This window comes from Bacteroides hominis (assembly GCF_033042785.2).
Taxonomy (GTDB): domain Bacteria; phylum Bacteroidota; class Bacteroidia; order Bacteroidales; family Bacteroidaceae; genus Bacteroides; species Bacteroides hominis.
Genome location: NZ_CP178829.1, coordinates 1,452,967 through 1,469,933, shown reverse-complemented (window position 1 = coordinate 1,469,933; position 16,967 = coordinate 1,452,967). Strand labels below are relative to the sequence as shown.

At 44.2% G+C, this 16,967-nt stretch carries 11 protein-coding genes and 1 tRNA gene; 7 read left to right on the top strand and 5 right to left on the bottom strand.

Annotation, left to right across the window (positions count from 1 at the left end):
- Window positions 1–99 precede the first annotated feature (99 nt).
- Window positions 100–181: transfer RNA gene (locus R3O62_RS06260), tRNA-Leu, on the top strand.
- A gap of 83 nt (window positions 182–264) precedes the next feature.
- Window positions 265–729: a hypothetical protein gene (locus R3O62_RS06255; protein ID WP_050418560.1), complete on the top strand. Its 465-nt coding sequence runs from the start codon at window positions 265–267 to the stop codon at window positions 727–729.
- Window positions 730–1,194: 465 nt separating this feature from the next.
- Here the strand turns inward: R3O62_RS06255 and R3O62_RS06250 are convergent, their stop codons facing one another.
- Together R3O62_RS06250 and R3O62_RS06245 are read right to left on the bottom strand one after the other, a co-directional pair.
- Window positions 1,195–1,959, bottom strand: a complete 765-nt coding sequence (locus R3O62_RS06250; RefSeq protein WP_413958304.1) for a hypothetical protein — start codon at window positions 1,957–1,959, stop codon at window positions 1,195–1,197.
- A 216-nt stretch (window positions 1,960–2,175) separates the two neighbouring features.
- Window positions 2,176–2,529: a hypothetical protein gene (locus R3O62_RS06245; RefSeq protein ID WP_005779117.1), complete on the bottom strand. Its 354-nt coding sequence runs from the start codon at window positions 2,527–2,529 to the stop codon at window positions 2,176–2,178.
- Between the two features lie 1,344 nt (window positions 2,530–3,873).
- Between R3O62_RS06245 and R3O62_RS06240 the strand changes: the two genes are divergently transcribed.
- Together R3O62_RS06240 and R3O62_RS06235 are read left to right on the top strand one after the other, a co-directional pair.
- A complete protein-coding gene (locus R3O62_RS06240; RefSeq protein WP_032531088.1) occupies window positions 3,874–4,245 on the top strand; it encodes a type II toxin-antitoxin system RelE/ParE family toxin in 372 nt (123 codons plus the stop codon).
- Window positions 4,227–4,517 (top strand): helix-turn-helix domain-containing protein, encoded by a 291-nt coding sequence (locus R3O62_RS06235; RefSeq protein WP_032531087.1) that lies wholly within the window; start codon window positions 4,227–4,229, stop codon window positions 4,515–4,517. Before R3O62_RS06240 ends, R3O62_RS06235 begins: the two co-directional genes overlap by 19 nt.
- A 145-nt stretch (window positions 4,518–4,662) precedes the next feature.
- On the opposite strand, the gene R3O62_RS06230 is transcribed toward R3O62_RS06235, so the two are convergent.
- The 3 genes from R3O62_RS06230 to R3O62_RS06220 all read right to left on the bottom strand — a co-directional run bounded on the left by R3O62_RS06230 (window position 4,663) and on the right by R3O62_RS06220 (window position 9,464).
- Complete coding sequence (locus R3O62_RS06230; RefSeq protein ID WP_165014858.1) at window positions 4,663–7,161, bottom strand: DUF4906 domain-containing protein; 2,499 nt, start codon at window positions 7,159–7,161, stop codon at window positions 4,663–4,665.
- Between the two features lie 14 nt (window positions 7,162–7,175).
- Window positions 7,176–8,105 (bottom strand): FimB/Mfa2 family fimbrial subunit, encoded by a 930-nt coding sequence (locus R3O62_RS06225; protein WP_241158967.1) that lies wholly within the window; start codon window positions 8,103–8,105, stop codon window positions 7,176–7,178.
- A 111-nt stretch (window positions 8,106–8,216) separates the two neighbouring features.
- Window positions 8,217–9,464, bottom strand: a complete 1,248-nt coding sequence (locus R3O62_RS06220; RefSeq protein WP_233481233.1) for a hypothetical protein — start codon at window positions 9,462–9,464, stop codon at window positions 8,217–8,219.
- Between the two features lie 394 nt (window positions 9,465–9,858).
- Between R3O62_RS06220 and R3O62_RS06215 the strand changes: the two genes are divergently transcribed.
- The 3 genes from R3O62_RS06215 (at window position 9,859) to bglX (ending at window position 16,886) form a co-directional block, all read left to right on the top strand.
- A complete protein-coding gene (locus tag R3O62_RS06215; protein WP_269110167.1) occupies window positions 9,859–12,927 on the top strand; it encodes a SusC/RagA family TonB-linked outer membrane protein in 3,069 nt (1,022 codons plus the stop codon).
- A gap of 11 nt (window positions 12,928–12,938) precedes the next feature.
- Window positions 12,939–14,459 carry a RagB/SusD family nutrient uptake outer membrane protein gene (locus R3O62_RS06210; protein WP_005779130.1) on the top strand — a complete coding sequence of 507 codons (1,521 nt, stop codon included), beginning with the start codon at window positions 12,939–12,941 and terminating at the stop codon, window positions 14,457–14,459.
- 126 nt (window positions 14,460–14,585) lie between these two features.
- Entirely contained in the window at window positions 14,586–16,886 is a 2,301-nt protein-coding gene (bglX, locus tag R3O62_RS06205; RefSeq protein ID WP_005811975.1) for a beta-glucosidase BglX, read from the top strand.
- Window positions 16,887–16,967 lie beyond the last annotated feature (81 nt).

The following is a 16,967-nucleotide window of genomic DNA, read 5'->3' as shown; positions in this document are numbered from 1 at the left end:
GATTCCCCGGTAAATAACTTTATTGCTTATAAATTTGTAAAATCGGAAAAAGTATCTATCTTTGCAGCGCAAAACTCCAAACGAGTGAGCATTTAGTGAGCGGATGTGGCGTAATTGGTAGCCGCGCCAGACTTAGGATCTGGTGTTTCGCGACGTGTAGGTTCGAGTCCTATCATCCGCACAAACTTTCAATGTTGTATAAAAAGCCTGCTAAAACAATTGTTTTAGCGGGCTTTTTCTTTAAACCCGCAACATACTACCCAAATGAATAAAAGGAAAAAGAGACGCACCAGCGAAAAGATGCGGAGATATAATATCAGCTTAAAACGTCCCCAAGAAGAATTTTTGGAGATGGTCAAAGAATGGAAAAAATGCAGCCCGGAAAGAGAAAAGCAACGCAGAAAGGAGGCCAAACGAGAAAAATGGAAAAAATGGCTGACATTGAAAGTATTCAGAGAGTATGACATAGTAATGCTCTGTATTGCCGGTCTGATATTGTCCCTGACTTTTTTTATTTATGGAATGTTCCTATGTATTATAGGACTATTTACGATCTCCCACACAGCAAGAGCCATTCAACCACTCCTCAATGGCATTTTTATGACGATAACAAGTGGCATAATTCTTACCTGCCTCTGCCCCATTTTGAAAGATATCATTGTAGCTATCTACAAAGATAAAAAAGAAAAAAGAGAAAGAAATGAGCAAAAGAAAAACACCGGGAAATAAATCAATGTAAGGCCTTCTCATACGAAAAATGCATTTCGATCTTCCATCTTCCACCTTTTAGAGTTTATTACCCTAATAATCAAAGAAATGACCGGGTGGAAGATCGCGTTTTTCAGCCCTTTATCTTCCACCTGTATCTTCCATCTTCCACCTACTGTTTTAAGGCGAAAACGCTGCACAGACCATTGATTATCAATCACAAACCATCTATTTCCTAAGCAAACACACCTCTTAAAGCATTTTGTTTTCCCTTCGTGTTCAACCGGAAATGGTGCAATCTACATCTGGTCCCAGGCAGGTGTGCCCATGGGCCCGTGTACCCGGGACCATAAGCCTGTATACCTGGGCTTATGAGCCCGGGTGCCCGGGCCCGGATAAAGATACCGACACGAATGATTAACCACTTATAATTAAACAATTAAATATGCGATAAAATAAAGAAACAATTCGTTTTGATTGGTTAGATTACAGTTCCTGCCAGCTTTGAGTATGCTTCTCATCTCCTTGTACATAATAGTATGCAGGAGTTCTTCCTTCCGGGAAAGTAGGTTCAAACGGTTCGGGGCAATTTTCCACCGGCGTATTCAATGGAAGTATATCCACTTTCCCTGTTTTTGTTATGCCATAGATTTCTTCTATCCTAAATAAGATTGAATCACCGTTCATAATAGGATACTTCCCGACACATACACATCCGGCATAGTAGTCATCTTTTAATTTACAATGAACACTATAAGTAGTCCCCTCGTTTATTCGAATTACTCCGGTCAATGTGTATTGCCCTTCGGATTTATTCTGTGTAGAAATGATTAGCCAATTGGGATATTCATATTTATTTGCAGATATATAATCACATAAAACCACAGGGTTTTCTTCCGACAATATAGTTCCATCATTATCTGCAAATACACTATCCTGTATTCCGAACAACTTTCCTAACCCTTTTGAAGTGATGATGTACTCCTCCCTGTCAGGTTCGGTAAAGTCATTCCATTCTTTTTTAGTCCTATATTTCATTCCTAAAGCAACCGTAGAAAAGTCTTTAACTGTATTTTCATTAAGAACATCTTTAATCGTGTCACTGGATGCAATGTTCTGAGTCAAAGATTCCGTAGTCTTTAACTGCCTGTTATCCACAGGATCGCTACAGCTAAGCACGACTATTAAGAGAATCAGACAAGCACTAATTTTATTCATTTTTCCACAAGTTTTTTCTTCAAATACAGCCATGAATCAGCACATATCTGTAGCGAACAAATATACATCAAAAATTAAAAAGGGTAATGTGTCTGATAAATTATTCGTGCTCTTGTATACTAAAGAAAAAGAACCGCTGTCCTCCGGGGGGATAGAGTGACAGCGGTTCGGCGAGCTAACTGGTTAGGTGAGCAGAATTTAGATTCAAGGCCAATTATAAAAGAGAATTTATTATGAAAAATCAAAGTACTATAGCCCGTCTATAATGACAGATGTTCTGTGGTAACGGCTCTTTTTGCACATTTGGTTGATTCGGGGTTTATATTTAGAAGTAGCATAGGCATAACTTGGGTTGACTTTCAAGCGAGAATATTTCACTTTGTGGATTTCCAAAAGAAGTTCGGCCACATAGACAATCACTTCTGAACGTTCGGCAATGCAGGGGGAACAGAAACTTTCTAAATATTCATAATCCCGGGTAGAGAGTGTATAATGCAGAATCTTTTTACCTCGCTGAAAAATATATTCCAACTTATACCAACCGCTTGCGTTGGTTTTGCGTCGATGGAAATACAGAATTTTGATAGTAGATTGTTCGCCCATAATTCAAACGTAAATCGGGCAGGGAAAAATGAACGGCCCTGCTGACCCGCTTGCGTTATGTAATTTCGATGCAGAGCAAGGAAAAGCATATGCTAACCCATTACGGTATTAGTCCCGGGGGCAGAGCCGTTTTTATCCAGAAACTGTAGGCATATAAAATTATACACCTACAGTTAGTGTAAAACAAAGAAATGCAGTCCCTTTATTCTACATCAAAAAAATCACATAACGCATTACAAAGATGGTGATTATTTCTGAAATACCATAGCAAACGGACGAAAAAAGTATAATGAAACACTTTTATTGATAGGATTGTTTACTGAGCGCCATTAGTATAGGGTGATTTAACGAAAATAGAACGGCTCTGCTGACCCGTTGCACTATAAGACATCCGATGCAGAAACAAAGAAAGAAAAATATACCGACCTATTACAGTATCAGACACGGGAACAGAACCGTTTATCTAAAGTTTTAAATAGCTGTCTCTCAGCAGCCGCCAAGTAAGCGGCAAGACCGACGCCACTGGAAACACACAAAGGTGCACATAATTTCCGGTATCACCAGCGCAGCCCCTACACATTTTTTTCCTTTTTTCTTAAACATCCATCAGGACACGGACGGGCAGCCGGCAATGAATTTCGGCAGAAAATACCGGACGACGCAGGAGCGCAGGATATTTTGTGCTGAAATAGCGTAGCGGTCATTGATGAATGAACGGCTGCGACCTATCTTTGTGCATGAAAAGAGGAAAAATACCCCTCTATCGGTTTCCGTCATTTTCCGGGTTAAAGATGTAGTTGTATTCGCTGATCGTCATACAGTCAAACGGCGGTTCGGGTTTGAGTAGTGTCCGCATGGGTGTAATCAGAGCTTGCGTGCTGCGTATGGAATCGTCTACTATACTTTGATATTCCCGGATAATTTCTTGTTACCCTATAATGGCATATATACTGATGATCCATGTACTAATCACCAAGCAGTAAGCGGCTTTGTGTGGTAGGCCGAAAAAGTTTTGTTTGCCGTAATTTTCCATATAAACAGATTTAAAGAGGACGTGCCCGAATTAGTTAATATAACGGCAAAGAGGTAAGCGGCATCAAACCAAGCAGAGCATTATAAAAACTAAACGGACACGCTTATTGAGTTGTATGGATACAACACAACCAGTCCGTTTAGTCTATGCTCTGCTATTGAAAAAATTGCCGCTTTTTCTTTGCGCTTCGACTAAACGTGATAAAAACAAAGTGCCCTCTCGGTAGAGAGCACGGAACAAAGATACATAAAAATTTGTAATTACTGAACTTTCTGCTTGCTTATGTGTCATTTATACATTACCTTTACGTAATGAAAAAAGTAAGGAAGGTTACTACGTATAAAGGATACTTTGAGGATTTTTTCGGGAAACAGTCACGAAAAGTCCAAGAAAAGATAGCCAAAATTTTAAGTTTAATAGAATCCGTAGAACGTATTCCGACAACGTATCTTAAATATATGGAAGGCACTGACGGATTGTTTGAGATACGTGTTTCCCTGGGTAGTGATATATTCCGGGTATTTTGTTTTTTTGATGATGGGAAGTTAGTTGTGTTACTTTCGGGCTTTCAAAAAAAGACACAAGGAACCCCTAAAAGAGAGATTGACAGAGCTGTCCGATTGATGGCTGAGTATTATGCAGAAAAAAAAGAGGAGGGAAAGAGATGGAACTCAAATCATTAGACCAAATTAAAGACGAGTATTTCGGTGTAAAAGGTACACCAGATCGTGATCGTTTTGAACGTGAGTTGGAAGCTTTGTGTATTGGCGTTCAAATCCGCAATGCCCGTCAGAAGAAAGAAATGACGCAGGCACAACTGGCCGAGCGCATTGATAAAAAGCGTACGTTTATCTCTAAAGTAGAGAATGACGGAGGCAACTTGACACTAAAAACCCTGATAGATATAGTTGAACGGGGGCTTGGCGGTAAACTGAATATCGAAGTAAAAATTTAAACGGTTTCGCCCGGATGATGGAAACATCACCCGGGCGAATTGTTTATGCCCGGTCCATTCAAAGATATATATAAAACATACAACTTCTATCAAAAATCTATTAAAGTATTGACATCTTTATAGATAGCTGCCACAAGCTTCCGCTTTATTGCTGGTAGCGTGTGGATTCGGTCACATCTTTCACACACCGCAAAAGCCCCTGCCCCTTTTTCCGTGGAAATCCGGCAGTCCGCGGACCACTTCCCGTATAGGAATCCCCCGAATAAAAATCAAGCATCATAGCGAAAGCATTTGCTGGAGTCGTATTAGGAGAAGTATTCGACGACCAGTATAATTTATTTAAGTTATAAGGTGTTGAAGCCGTTCCCCCAGGCCACACATAGTTTATATTCGCAATATTATTGGTCAGAGTGCTAACATCTCCCCACAATGGGAGCACTCCGGGATATTGTTCACTCATACGGGGATATCTCGGTGTTGAGATCGTTACATTCGATCCGCTTCCACTTACTGCATATGTATAATTCGGATTTACAGGAGTAGTACCGCCAACTCCTGCACCCATAACCCAAAGTTGTGTCAATTCGAGTGAAGTCGGAACGCGCCAGGTACCCAAGTCCTTTTTATCGCTCCGCTCCGAATAGGCATTACAACCGGTACGAGTCGTATTTACTGTTGGAGTAGCAGGGTCAGTTCCTGAAGGAGTTACATACCCCAAAGCTTCATACCAGTTCATCGTGTAGCGTGTAACTGCATTGTTTATTACCGGATTTCCATTTTTATCACAATCGTTTTTCGCTACTCTGATAAGGGTATAAGGTTTGCGCACCGTGTGATAGTTGCTTGTGAGGGCCGTATAAGGTTCTCCCGTACGAAGTGATATGGATACTACACCACGTGGCTGAAATCCTATTACTCCTCCATAATTCCACATTTCCTGATTTACAATAACGGGGAATGCCCCAGTCTGAAAATAAGGATAAGTCTTTATATTAGGAGCTATCTGCAACGGATAATAAACAGGACTTGTCGGGGTAGACAAACTGGCTACCGGGAACGGGTAAGTACGATCCGGCTCCATCAGACAACGTGAATATCCTTGTGTGCTGATGCTGGTATACGTCTGAGCTTCACCATAGTTGGCGTATGATATAGCACGAGCATACTGGTTTGAGTTGCTTGTTCCGCCAATCAACTGTGTCGAACTCCAGAATAGTCCGGTCGGATAAGTACGGGCATTGAAATAAATACTTATCATCTGGAGCTGGTTCTGAGAAGGTAAATAGTAGATGGTTTTCGTTACAGCATCAAGTGTTATACCATTTTCGCCATTCAACCTCCAACACTGGCGGATGGCAGTCTGATTCTGTGAGGTACCATTAAGATAAGTCACTCCGCGACCTTCTGAATACTCACTATCGGGATGGAGATTAGCATTACTGGAAGCAAATGTCACCAAGGTATTTTGATAAGGACTTTCGATACTCCAAAAACGAGAGTCCGAAGGATCAATAGTATACGCGAATCCTCCTTTACCCCATGGGTAGTTTTCGCCATTGTGAGTAATAAGATCAGTCACTATGCGCCAAGACACCTCGTCAGCTCCTCCTCGCCCGGTCAGTGTAAGAGTAGCCTGATACCAGACATTACGCTTCACATCAAAATTATTCCAATGGTTCCCGTTAATATTAATTCCCAGATAAACACGATAGGTTACCAGTCCGTCGCGTTCTCCCACAGGCAAAGTAGTGCGATATTCACAGACGACTTCTATGTAAGAGCATTGTGCAGGCTGGAGTGGAATCTGTGTTTTTGACGAAGTGCATTCTTCACCCGGCACGTTGGTTGGCAACGTCCTTGTTCCCTGCATGTTTTCTACCATATATAGCGGAGTGGCATAATTGTGAGGAAGATTGTTTCCAGTAGGATCCACAGGCTCCAGATTACCGTCGTTCACCGTGATATTATCACCGTTCACAAAAGTGGTAGTCGAAGCAGTAGGTGCATTCGCAGCAATATAACTATACACCATCGGTACATTCTTCAACTGGATAGAACGTACTGTGACAAGCGTACTTGACTCAAGCCCGCTTTTATCAATTACGACAGTCACCTTAGCGGTCAGCCGCTCAAGACTGATAACACCGAGAGCATACGTTCCATTAGTGGTTCCCGGAGTAATATTGATTACTTTCGTATCTGTAAGGGCAGACATTACGACACGTCCTCCAGATAGGAAATCCGTTCCGGATGACATCGTTTTTTTCAGATTATTTAAATCGGTCAGATTAGTCACCGTACTACCGATCGACACCCCTGCATTCGCAATAAAAGCAAAGATACGACTCCCCGAAGAGCCACTTATCAACATGGGTATTGAAAGGTTTGACATCGCTGAAGGGGGAAAGTATTTGAATGATATGGCCTTTCCATTTGAAGCATCAAAAATAAATGCATTCAGATCATATAAACTGTTCTCGTCCGTAGCAGCAGCCAATGAACGTGTTGATACCGAACGCCCGTCAACAGCCAAATTGAAGGTATAATCAACATCGACTGATTTATACGGGATATCTTCCCCATATTCCGCCGTACAAGATGTGGTGACTATGATAGTGAATAATATACTTAATATCTGTTTCATAAATATGAATATTTTTAGTCATCTACAGGAACAACAGTATTTACTTCCCAGCCATTTATTGATACGGATATTACTAAATCATTATCTTCCCTATTAAAATTCACTTCGAATACAAAACTGTCTTCTCTATCAATATCTTCCTGAGAAGCATATTTGGGGTTCGATAAGATGAGTTCCGTTATATCCCGATTAAAAAGATATCCGGAAGTTACAGGATGTTTAATAACCAGCATTGGCTTATAGCCAGCCATGAGGCGCATGGTTTTTAACTCGCTATTGATCGTATCGTTCGTTACAGACGTGCTATGGGGTATATATTTCAATGCCTGATGTAAAGTATCTATACTATTATCACTTTTATACCTGCCGTTTTTGGCAGTAACATATACTTCAGGAATAATTGTCGAACGTGTCAGAGAATTCAGACCTGATATCTTTATTTTTATATTCTTTGTATCTTTCATTAAATTGACATTGGTAATGTCCGATACATTATAAGTGGAAAGAGCATTGGTTATATATCCGGCATAAAGATCACCAGGGACCGACTCAGGTACAAGGTATCCGTCTGTCCCTTCTTTATTTTTTAGCATGACACGGAAATCGGCAACAGTGGTTATTTCCGGCTGAAGCTCACCATAAAACAAATTTGTCTCCCTATCCACCCAGCCTGCGGAAAAGGTGTTAAGATTATCACAAAAGACGATAGCCTGGTAACTTCCTTCAGGCAGAGGGATAGTCATGATATACTTACTTATCAGCTTATCACCGGTTTCCAAATAACTCCCTATATACTTGCCTTCAGCATCAAAAATATAAGCTGCCACCTGATGTACTTCAGATCCGAACAAATCAGAATTCTGATTATTTAATGTATATCGGAAACTGAGCCGCAACGCACTAGTAATACAATCAGAAGTATCCTCCCTTATACACGATTGCATAAAAAAGAGAACGGTGAGAATGACAATTTTCACAGATATACATCTCATAAGTCGTCCGCATTTAATCTCCTCCGTATGTTTTATACGGAGAAGATGTTTGAAATAAAAATATTACCACACCGGATTAATGGTGTTTATCACCCAAGGTTTCACAGTGACACTGCATGTTACTGAAATATTGCTATCGTAAGGCTTACCAGTCGCTTGCGTCTGATTGAAAACAAGATTATTAATACGATACACATTACCACGTTTAAACTCCAGAATATTATCATTAGTCGTACTATCTTTATATTTGGAGACTACAACATAAAGAGTAGTTGCCCCTAACGGGTTATTGACATACTGAACCTCTGTTAATTTGAGAATGATATGCGGAATATCACCAACCGGCGTAGTTTGTCCTGATGCCGGAACCGTACTCGGACATACCTGATAAGCCCATGCCGGTTTAGGAGTAGTAACCGGAGGAACAATTGTTGCTCCATTGGTTACATCCGGATAGAAACTCAATCCGGAAGTAAGAGGCGTACAATAATCCACGAAAGCATTGGCAGTCCAGTCACTGGGTGCTGTAGGAGAGCCACCGGAAAAATGAGGAAAGTTCACATTACCAGTAAAGTAAGTGGCATAGTCGGTCGCCCACCCTGCTTGGTTAACAATATTTACAGGAGCATTTAGATAAGGAGTACCATTCAACAAAACATACTGATTGACATTGTTAATAAACACACCTGACAATTTATAACTGATAATATCCGTACTGATTGGAGAACCTACGGTAACATCCTGACAAGTCACTTGTCCCAACTCTATACGGGCTACAATAGGACTTATTTCTACTGAAGTCGTGTAATTATTTCCACTACTTTGCGTAAAGGCCGAACTCAATCCGGACATAGGCACGTTCTGAGCATTTCCTTGTAAACGATCCAGGCGTAGTCTGGCATCAGCACTTGTCGTTCCCTCGACAGCGGGAAATACCTGACCGACATCTGTTTTAATATTAGCCATAAAATAGAGATATTGTGCGGAACTGGGCACACCGCTGATAGTAACCCCTTTTCCACTTGTCGCAGTAGAAGAAGTGTTGGCCAATGTAGTCACCTCAGCTGGTGTCAACTGGCGTTGGAAAATACTGGTATAAGTATTATCGAGGAAATAGAGCTTTCCAGAACCCAAAACAGCGTATTCGCTTGCTCCTTTTTGCCCATTAACACCTCTGGAGAAAGCACTTTGCCCTACATTCAGAGTCACATTATTAATACCTGCTAAAGGTATGTCTTCTGTTGTTTCCTTATCATCACAAGCAAACAGCGCACTGACTAACATTGCCAGTAAAATCGTTTTTTTAATCATAACTATTTTTTTATGAGTTTATAATAGAGATTTCGCCATTTGAACACCATCTATCATGAAAAAGTTTTCTAATATCATTGCTTATTTTATCCAGCCTAAACAATTAACAATTAGATAATAGACGCAACTCGAAAAGCTATTCAATTAAAGCACATAATTCCATACAATTATATAAAATCCAATAGCCATCATAAGGTAAATATATCATAATAGAAACTTCTTCTACATTAGTCGGATTCCAAGTCCGATATATGTTAAAAGTGCAGGGAGTTTGAATCCGTTCACATCTTTTTCGACATTTATTTGTTTCATTGGGTACTTTTGCCGTCGATATAACTATCGAGTATCTGAAAGAGAGCTGGCAGAAGGTGTGTTAAATCAAAATAGTTATACAATGGTAAAATTTAATGCAATGAAGACTAAACCTTTACGACCTCTTCGGCAGAAGAGAGCCTTATGGCTAAAAAGTGTATTTGTCCTGACGTGCCTACTGCTGAGCGCATCGGTAGCCATGGCGCAAACCAAAACAGTAACGGGTACTGTTACAGATTCAACCCATGAGCCCCTGATCGGCGCATCTATTCTGGTAAAAGGGACTTCTACCGGAGCCATCACCGATATGGATGGCAAATACTCCATCTCGGTAACGCCCAACGATGTACTCGTATTCTCGTATGTAGGATATGAAAAGCAGGAAATCAAAGTGGGGCAGCAGACTGTGATTAATGTCACGCTTAAAGACGACTCCCAAATGCTTGCCGAAACAGTAATTATCGGTTATGGTAGTGCCAAGAAACGTGACCTGACCGGTTCTATCACCAACATCAAGGGTTCGGAAATAGCCAACAAACCGGCCACTAACCCACTATCATCCCTACAAGGAAAGATTGCCGGTGTGCAGATTGTCAATTCCGGACAGGCAGGTGCCGATCCCGAAATCCGTATCCGCGGCACAAACTCCATCAATGGTTACAAGCCGCTGTATATTGTAGACGGACTCTTCAATGACAATATCAACTTCCTGAACCCGGAAGACATCGAATCGATGGAAGTATTGAAAGACCCCTCTTCATTGGCTATCTTCGGTGTACGTGGTGCCAACGGCGTGATCATCGTAACTACCAAACGCGCCAAAGAGGGACAGACGCTGGTCAATATCAACACCTCTTTCGGATGGAAAACCGTAGTAGACAAAATCAAAATGGTGAATGCGCCACAGTTCAAGGAACTCTATAACGAGCAGATGGCGAATCAGGGAAACACCCCATTCGACTTCAGCAACTGGAACGCAAATACGGACTGGCAAGACGAAATATTCCAGACCGGATTCATCACGAACAATAATATCAGTATCACAGGTGCTTCGGAAAAACATAGTTTCTATCTCGGTGTGGGCTACTCGCACGAACAGGGAAACATTAAGCATGAGAAGTATAGCAAAGTGACGATCAATGCAAGTAATGATTATAAGATCACCAAAGATATCAAAGTGGGATTTCAGTTCAACGGAGCACGAATGCTCCCGGCCGACAGCAAAACGGTTCTGAACGCAATTCGCACTACTCCTGTAGCTCCGGTTTACAACGAAGAATACGGTCTGTATACTTCATTGCCGGAATTCCAGAAAGCACAGATGACCAATCCGTTGGTTGACGTAGATCTGCGTGCCAACACCACCCGCACCATCAATTACCGTGCATCGGGCAGCATTTACGGTGAAGTGGATTTCCTGAAGCATTTCACATTCAAAGCAATGTTCTCCATGGATTATGCCACCAATGACAGCCGGACTTACAAACCGATCATTAAAGTATATGACGCAACCGTAGCCGGCAATGTGGCTACACTTGGAACGGGAAAGACGGAAGTGAGCCAGAACAAACAAAACGAAACCAAAGTGCAGAGTGACTATCTGCTGACATACCAAAACAGTTTTGCCGATGGTACACACAACCTGACCGCTACTGCCGGTTTCACAACCTACTACAATTCACTCAGCGGACTGGATGCTTCGCGCGGACAGGGTATCGGGCTGGTGATTCCGAATAATCCCGATAAATGGTTCGTCAGCATTGGCGATCTGGCTACCGCTACCAACGGAAGTACACAGTGGGAACGCACCACCGTGTCCATGCTGGCCCGTGTGATCTATAATTATAAAGGAAAATACCTGTTCAACGGCTCATTCCGTCGTGACGGCTCATCGGCCTTCGCATACACGGGCAACCAATGGCAGAACTTCTACTCTGTAGGTGCCGGATGGCTGATGACTGAAGAGGAGTTCATGAAAGACATCACATGGCTGGACATGTTGAAACTGAAAGGTTCGTGGGGCACATTAGGTAACCAGAATATGGATAGGGCTTATCCGGCAGAACCGTTGTTGGAGAATGCTTTCGCTGCCGTATTCGGCAAACCGGCTATCATCTATCCCGGATACCAACTGGCTTACCTGCCCAACCCGCGCCTCCGCTGGGAAAAAGTAGAAGCATGGGAAACCGGATTCGAGACCAATATGTTCCGCAACCGCTTCCATCTGGAAGGAGTATATTACAAGAAGAATACCAAAGACCTACTGGCTACCGTACCGGGATTGTCGGGAACCGTACCGGGTATCGGAAATCTTGGAGAAATAGAGAACAAAGGTATCGAATTGATGGCCTCCTGGAGAGATCAGATCGGCGACTGGGGATATTCTGTCAGCGCGAACCTGACCACTATCAGTAACAAAGTGAAGAGTCTGGTACAGGAAGGATACTCCATCATCGCAGGCGACAAAAGCCAGAGCTACACAATGGCAGGCTATCCGATCGGTTATTTCTACGGCTACAAAGTAGCGGGCGTTTACCAAAACCAAGCCGAGATCGACGCTTCACCGGCGAATACACTGGCAACCGTCACACCCGGCGACCTTAAGTTTGCCGACGTAAACGGAGATGGAAAAATCACACCGGACGACCGCACGATGATCGGTGATCCGACACCGGACGTAACATACGGCATCAGCCTCGGCCTTTCATATAAGAACTGGGAAGTCAGCATGGAAATGATGGGACAAGGCGGCAATCAGATTTACCGTACCTGGGACAATTATAACTGGGCACAGTTCAATTATATGGAGCAACGTCTCGACCGCTGGCACGGAGAAGGCACATCGAACACGCAACCCCTGCTGAATACAAAACATGCCATCAACAGCGAGAACTCCGAGTACTTCATCGAAGACGGCAGCTTCTTCCGTATCCGTAACCTCCAACTGGCTTATAACTTCGACAAAACCTTGCTGGCGAAAATACGCATGCAGGCTCTGAAGGTTTATGTCAACATACAAAACCTGAAGACGTGGAAGCATAACACGGGCTATACACCGGAAATCGGCGGATCGGCCATTGCCTTCGGAGTGGATAACGGAACATATCCGGTACCGGCAGTCTATACATTTGGTATTAACTTAACATTTTAACGAAGCAGAGTATGAAACTAAATAAATACATCCTACCCATTGCATTAGCCGTATCGGCTCTGAGCTTCAGCAGTTGCAACGATTTTCTGGACCGTCACCCTCAAGGGCAGTTCACCGAAGATGATAATCCCGGAGCACTTGCCGAAGGAAAAGTCTTCAATATCTACACCATGATGCGTAACTATAACATTACCGCAGGTATCCCGGCCTTTGCCATCGAATATTTCCGCTCGGAAGATTCGGAAAAAGGAAGTACGGCGAGCGACGGTGCCGATCAGGCTGCCATGTACGATGATTTCCAGTACAATACCAATAACGGACTGATCAAAGCCTACTGGAGCCAGAATTACGCTATCATCTATCAATGCAACGACGTGATAGAAACCATCGAGAAAGGTAACCTGACAGAAGAAAATGATCTCCGGAATAAGGGAGAAGCTCTTTTCTTCCGTGCTTACTGTTACTTCAACCTGGTCCGTGCATTCGGCGAAGTGCCGTTGGTCACTTTCAAAGTGAACGACGCCTCGGAAGCCAATGTACCGAAGACCACCGCCGAAGAGATCTATAAACAGATCGACTCAGACCTGACACAGGCTGAAGGGCTTTTACCCCGTCAATGGCAGTCTGCCTACCTGGGACGTCTAACCTGGGGAAGTGCCCGTGCACTGCATGCCCGCACGTATATGATGCGTAACGACTGGCAGAACATGTATACTGCCTCAACCGATGTCATGAATTCCGGACAATATAATCTGGACACCCCTTATGACGTTATCTTTACCGATGATGGCGAAAACAGCAGTGAGTCGGTATTTGAGCTGCAATGTGCATCGACTGCCGCCCTGCCTGCAAGTGATAAAATAGGCAGTCAGTTCTGCGAGGTACAAGGTGTACGCGGCTCCGGCCAATGGGACCTTGGCTGGGGATGGCATATGGGAACCGAACTGATGGGTGAAGCATTCGAACCGGGTGACCCGCGCAAAGACGCTACCCTGCTCTACTTCCGCCGTTCGGATGACGACCCGATCACTCCTGAAAACACCAACAAGCCTTATGGAGAGTCTCCGGTATCACAGGCCGACGGGGCTTACTTTAACAAGAAAGCTTATACCAACCCGGCACTTCGTGAGGAGTTTACCCGTCATGGTTTCTGGGTGAACATCCGTATCATCCGCTATGGCGACGTAGTGCTAATGGCTGCAGAATCGGCTAATGAGTTAGGTAAAACAGGCGAAGCATCGGGTTATCTGGAAATGGTACGTGCCCGCGCCCGTGGCAACAATCCGGACATTCTGCCCAAAGTGACTTCATTGGATCAGACCGTGTTGCGTGATGCCATCCGGCATGAACGACGGGTAGAACTCGGATTGGAATCGGGACGTTTCTACGACCTGGTACGCTGGGGTATCGCTTCGCAAGTGCTACATGCTGCTGGCAAAACGGGTTATCAACCCAAGAATGCCTTGCTACCACTTCCACAGGACGAGATAGACAAATCGAAAGGCGTATTGGTACAGAACCCGGATTATTAATCTCAGAGTTTCACCACAGATTACACAGATTATCATAGATATATTAAGTGCAGATTATCAACCCAATGGATCTCTTCTCTGTGATAATCCGTGTAATCTGTGGTGAACTCTTAACCATATACAGTTATGAACAAGAAATATTCTTTACTCATTCTGCTTGCACTTTTACTCCCGTTGGGGCTGCAAGCGCAAAAAGCTCCTCAGGACATGGACCGTTTCCTCGACAATCTGCTGAAACGGATGACCCTGGAAGAAAAAATAGGGCAGCTTAACCTGCCGGTAACAGGTGAAATCACCACCGGACAAGCTAAAAGCAGCGACATCGCCGCCAAGATAAAGCGAGGTGAAGTAGGTGGACTCTTCAACCTGAAAGGGGTGGATAAAATTCGTGACGTACAGCGTCTGGCTGTAGAAAATTCCCGTCTGGGTATCCCTCTGCTCTTCGGTATGGACGTGATTCACGGCTACGAAACCATCTTTCCTATCCCATTGGGGCTTTCGTGTACCTGGGATATTCCGGCCATCGAAGAATCGGCACGTATCGCAGCCATCGAAGCAAGCGCTGACGGCATCTCGTGGACTTTCAGTCCGATGGTAGATATCAGTCGCGATCCACGCTGGGGACGGGTATCCGAAGGTTCGGGCGAAGATCCTTTCCTCGGAGCTCAGATTGCCCAAGCCATGGTACGCGGATATCAGGGAAAGGATATGCGCCGTAACGATGAGATCATGGCTTGTATCAAGCATTTTGCCTTGTATGGGGCAGCCGAAGCCGGACGGGACTACAATACCGTAGACATGAGCCGCCAACGGATGTTTAACGATTACATGCTCCCCTATCAGGCTGGTGTTGAAGCTGGAGCAGGCAGTGTAATGGCTTCATTCAACGAAGTGGAGGGTGTGCCGGCAACTGCCAACCGATGGCTGATGACCGATGTGCTGCGTGGAGCATGGGGATTTAACGGATTCGTAGTGACAGACTTCACCGGAATCTCTGAAATGATAGAACACGGGATTGGCGACCTGCAAACCGTATCGGCACGTGCCATCAATGCGGGAGTAGATATGGACATGGTCAGTGAAGGCTTCGCCGGCACATTGAAAAAATCGATCGAAGAAGGCAAAGTATCGGTAGAAACCGTTAATACCGCTTGCCGCCGCATTCTGGAAGCCAAATATAAACTGGGATTATTTGACAATCCTTATAAATATTGTGACCTGAAACGTCCGGCACGTGACATCTTTACCAAAGAGCATCGTGCCGTAGCCCGGAGAATTGCCGGAGAAAGTTTCGTACTACTGAAAAACGGACAGCTCTCTCCCGGTTCCTCTCCCCTTCTCCCTCTCTCACCCACCGGTACCATCGCAGTGATAGGTCCCTTGGCCAATACCCGCTCGAATATGCCGGGTACGTGGAGTGTGGCGGCAGTTCTGGACAAGAGCCCATCTTTGGTAGAGGGATTGACCGAGTGGGTAGGCAATCAGGCAAAGATTCTTTATGCCAAAGGCAGTAACCTGATAAGCGATGCTGCCTATGAGGAAAGAGCCACCCTGTTTGGCCGTTCGCTGAACCGCGACAACCGTACTGACAAGCAACTGCTGGACGAAGCGTTGAAAATAGCTTCACAGTCGGACGTAATCATTGCCGCGCTGGGCGAATCATCGGAAATGAGCGGCGAAAGCAGCAGTCGTACCAACCTCGACCTGCCGGACGTACAACACACACTCCTGGAAGCCTTACTGAAAACAGGCAAGCCGGTAGTTCTCGTACTCTTCACTGGCCGTCCGTTGGTGCTGAACTGGGAGCAGGAGAATGTACCCGCCATCTTAAACGTATGGTTTGGAGGTTCGGAGGCAGGCTTGGCTATCGGCGATGTACTGTTCGGAGCAGTGAACCCAAGCGGCAAACTCACCATGACTTTCCCGAAGAATGTAGGCCAGATTCCGCTTTACTATGCACACAAAAATACAGGTCGCCCGCTCAAAGAAGGCAAATGGTTTGAGAAATTCCGCAGCAACTATCTGGACGTAGACAATGATGCACTTTATCCGTTCGGATATGGATTGTCGTATACCACATTCCGCTTCAGTGATGTCACTTTAAGTCAACCCTCCATCGGGATGGACAATCAGTTGGTAGCCTCCGTCACCGTAACGAATACCGGAGACCGTGCCGGCAGTGAAGTAGTGCAGCTCTACATCCGTGATCTCGTAGGCAGTGTCACCCGCCCGGTAAAAGAGCTTAAGGGATTTGAAAAGATCTACCTGCAGCCCAATGAGTCGCGTACTGTCCGTTTTACGATTGCTCCGGAAATGTTGAAGTTTTACAATGCCGACCTGCAATTCGTAGCCGAACCGGGCGATTTCGATGTGATGATAGGACCTGACAGCCAGAACGTGAAAACGGCACGGTTCACGTTGCGTTGAATCGGATACACAAGGGAATAGAAATGAATTAATCTCACCACAGATTACACAGATTAACACAGAATTTTAATCTTAAATATC

Bases quoted from the DNA above. Each gene is read 5' to 3' on its own strand.
- R3O62_RS06210 (WP_005779130.1), top strand. From the start codon at position 12,939: ATGAAACTAAATAAATACATCCTACCCATTGCATTAGCCGTATCGGCT.
- R3O62_RS06250 (WP_413958304.1), bottom strand. From the start codon at position 1,959: ATGGCTGTATTTGAAGAAAAAACTTGTGGAAAAATGAATAAAATTAGT.
- R3O62_RS06255 (WP_050418560.1), top strand. From the start codon at position 265: ATGAATAAAAGGAAAAAGAGACGCACCAGCGAAAAGATGCGGAGATAT.
- R3O62_RS06240 (WP_032531088.1), top strand. From the start codon at position 3,874: ATGAAAAAAGTAAGGAAGGTTACTACGTATAAAGGATACTTTGAGGAT.
- R3O62_RS06220 (WP_233481233.1), bottom strand. From the start codon at position 9,464: ATGATTAAAAAAACGATTTTACTGGCAATGTTAGTCAGTGCGCTGTTT.
- R3O62_RS06230 (WP_165014858.1), bottom strand. From the start codon at position 7,161: ATGAAACAGATATTAAGTATATTATTCACTATCATAGTCACCACATCT.
- R3O62_RS06225 (WP_241158967.1), bottom strand. From the start codon at position 8,105: ATGCAATCGTGTATAAGGGAGGATACTTCTGATTGTATTACTAGTGCG.
- R3O62_RS06235 (WP_032531087.1), top strand. From the start codon at position 4,227: ATGGAACTCAAATCATTAGACCAAATTAAAGACGAGTATTTCGGTGTA.
- R3O62_RS06245 (WP_005779117.1), bottom strand. From the start codon at position 2,529: ATGGGCGAACAATCTACTATCAAAATTCTGTATTTCCATCGACGCAAA.
- R3O62_RS06215 (WP_269110167.1), top strand. From the start codon at position 9,859: ATGGTAAAATTTAATGCAATGAAGACTAAACCTTTACGACCTCTTCGG.
- bglX (WP_005811975.1), top strand. From the start codon at position 14,586: ATGAACAAGAAATATTCTTTACTCATTCTGCTTGCACTTTTACTCCCG.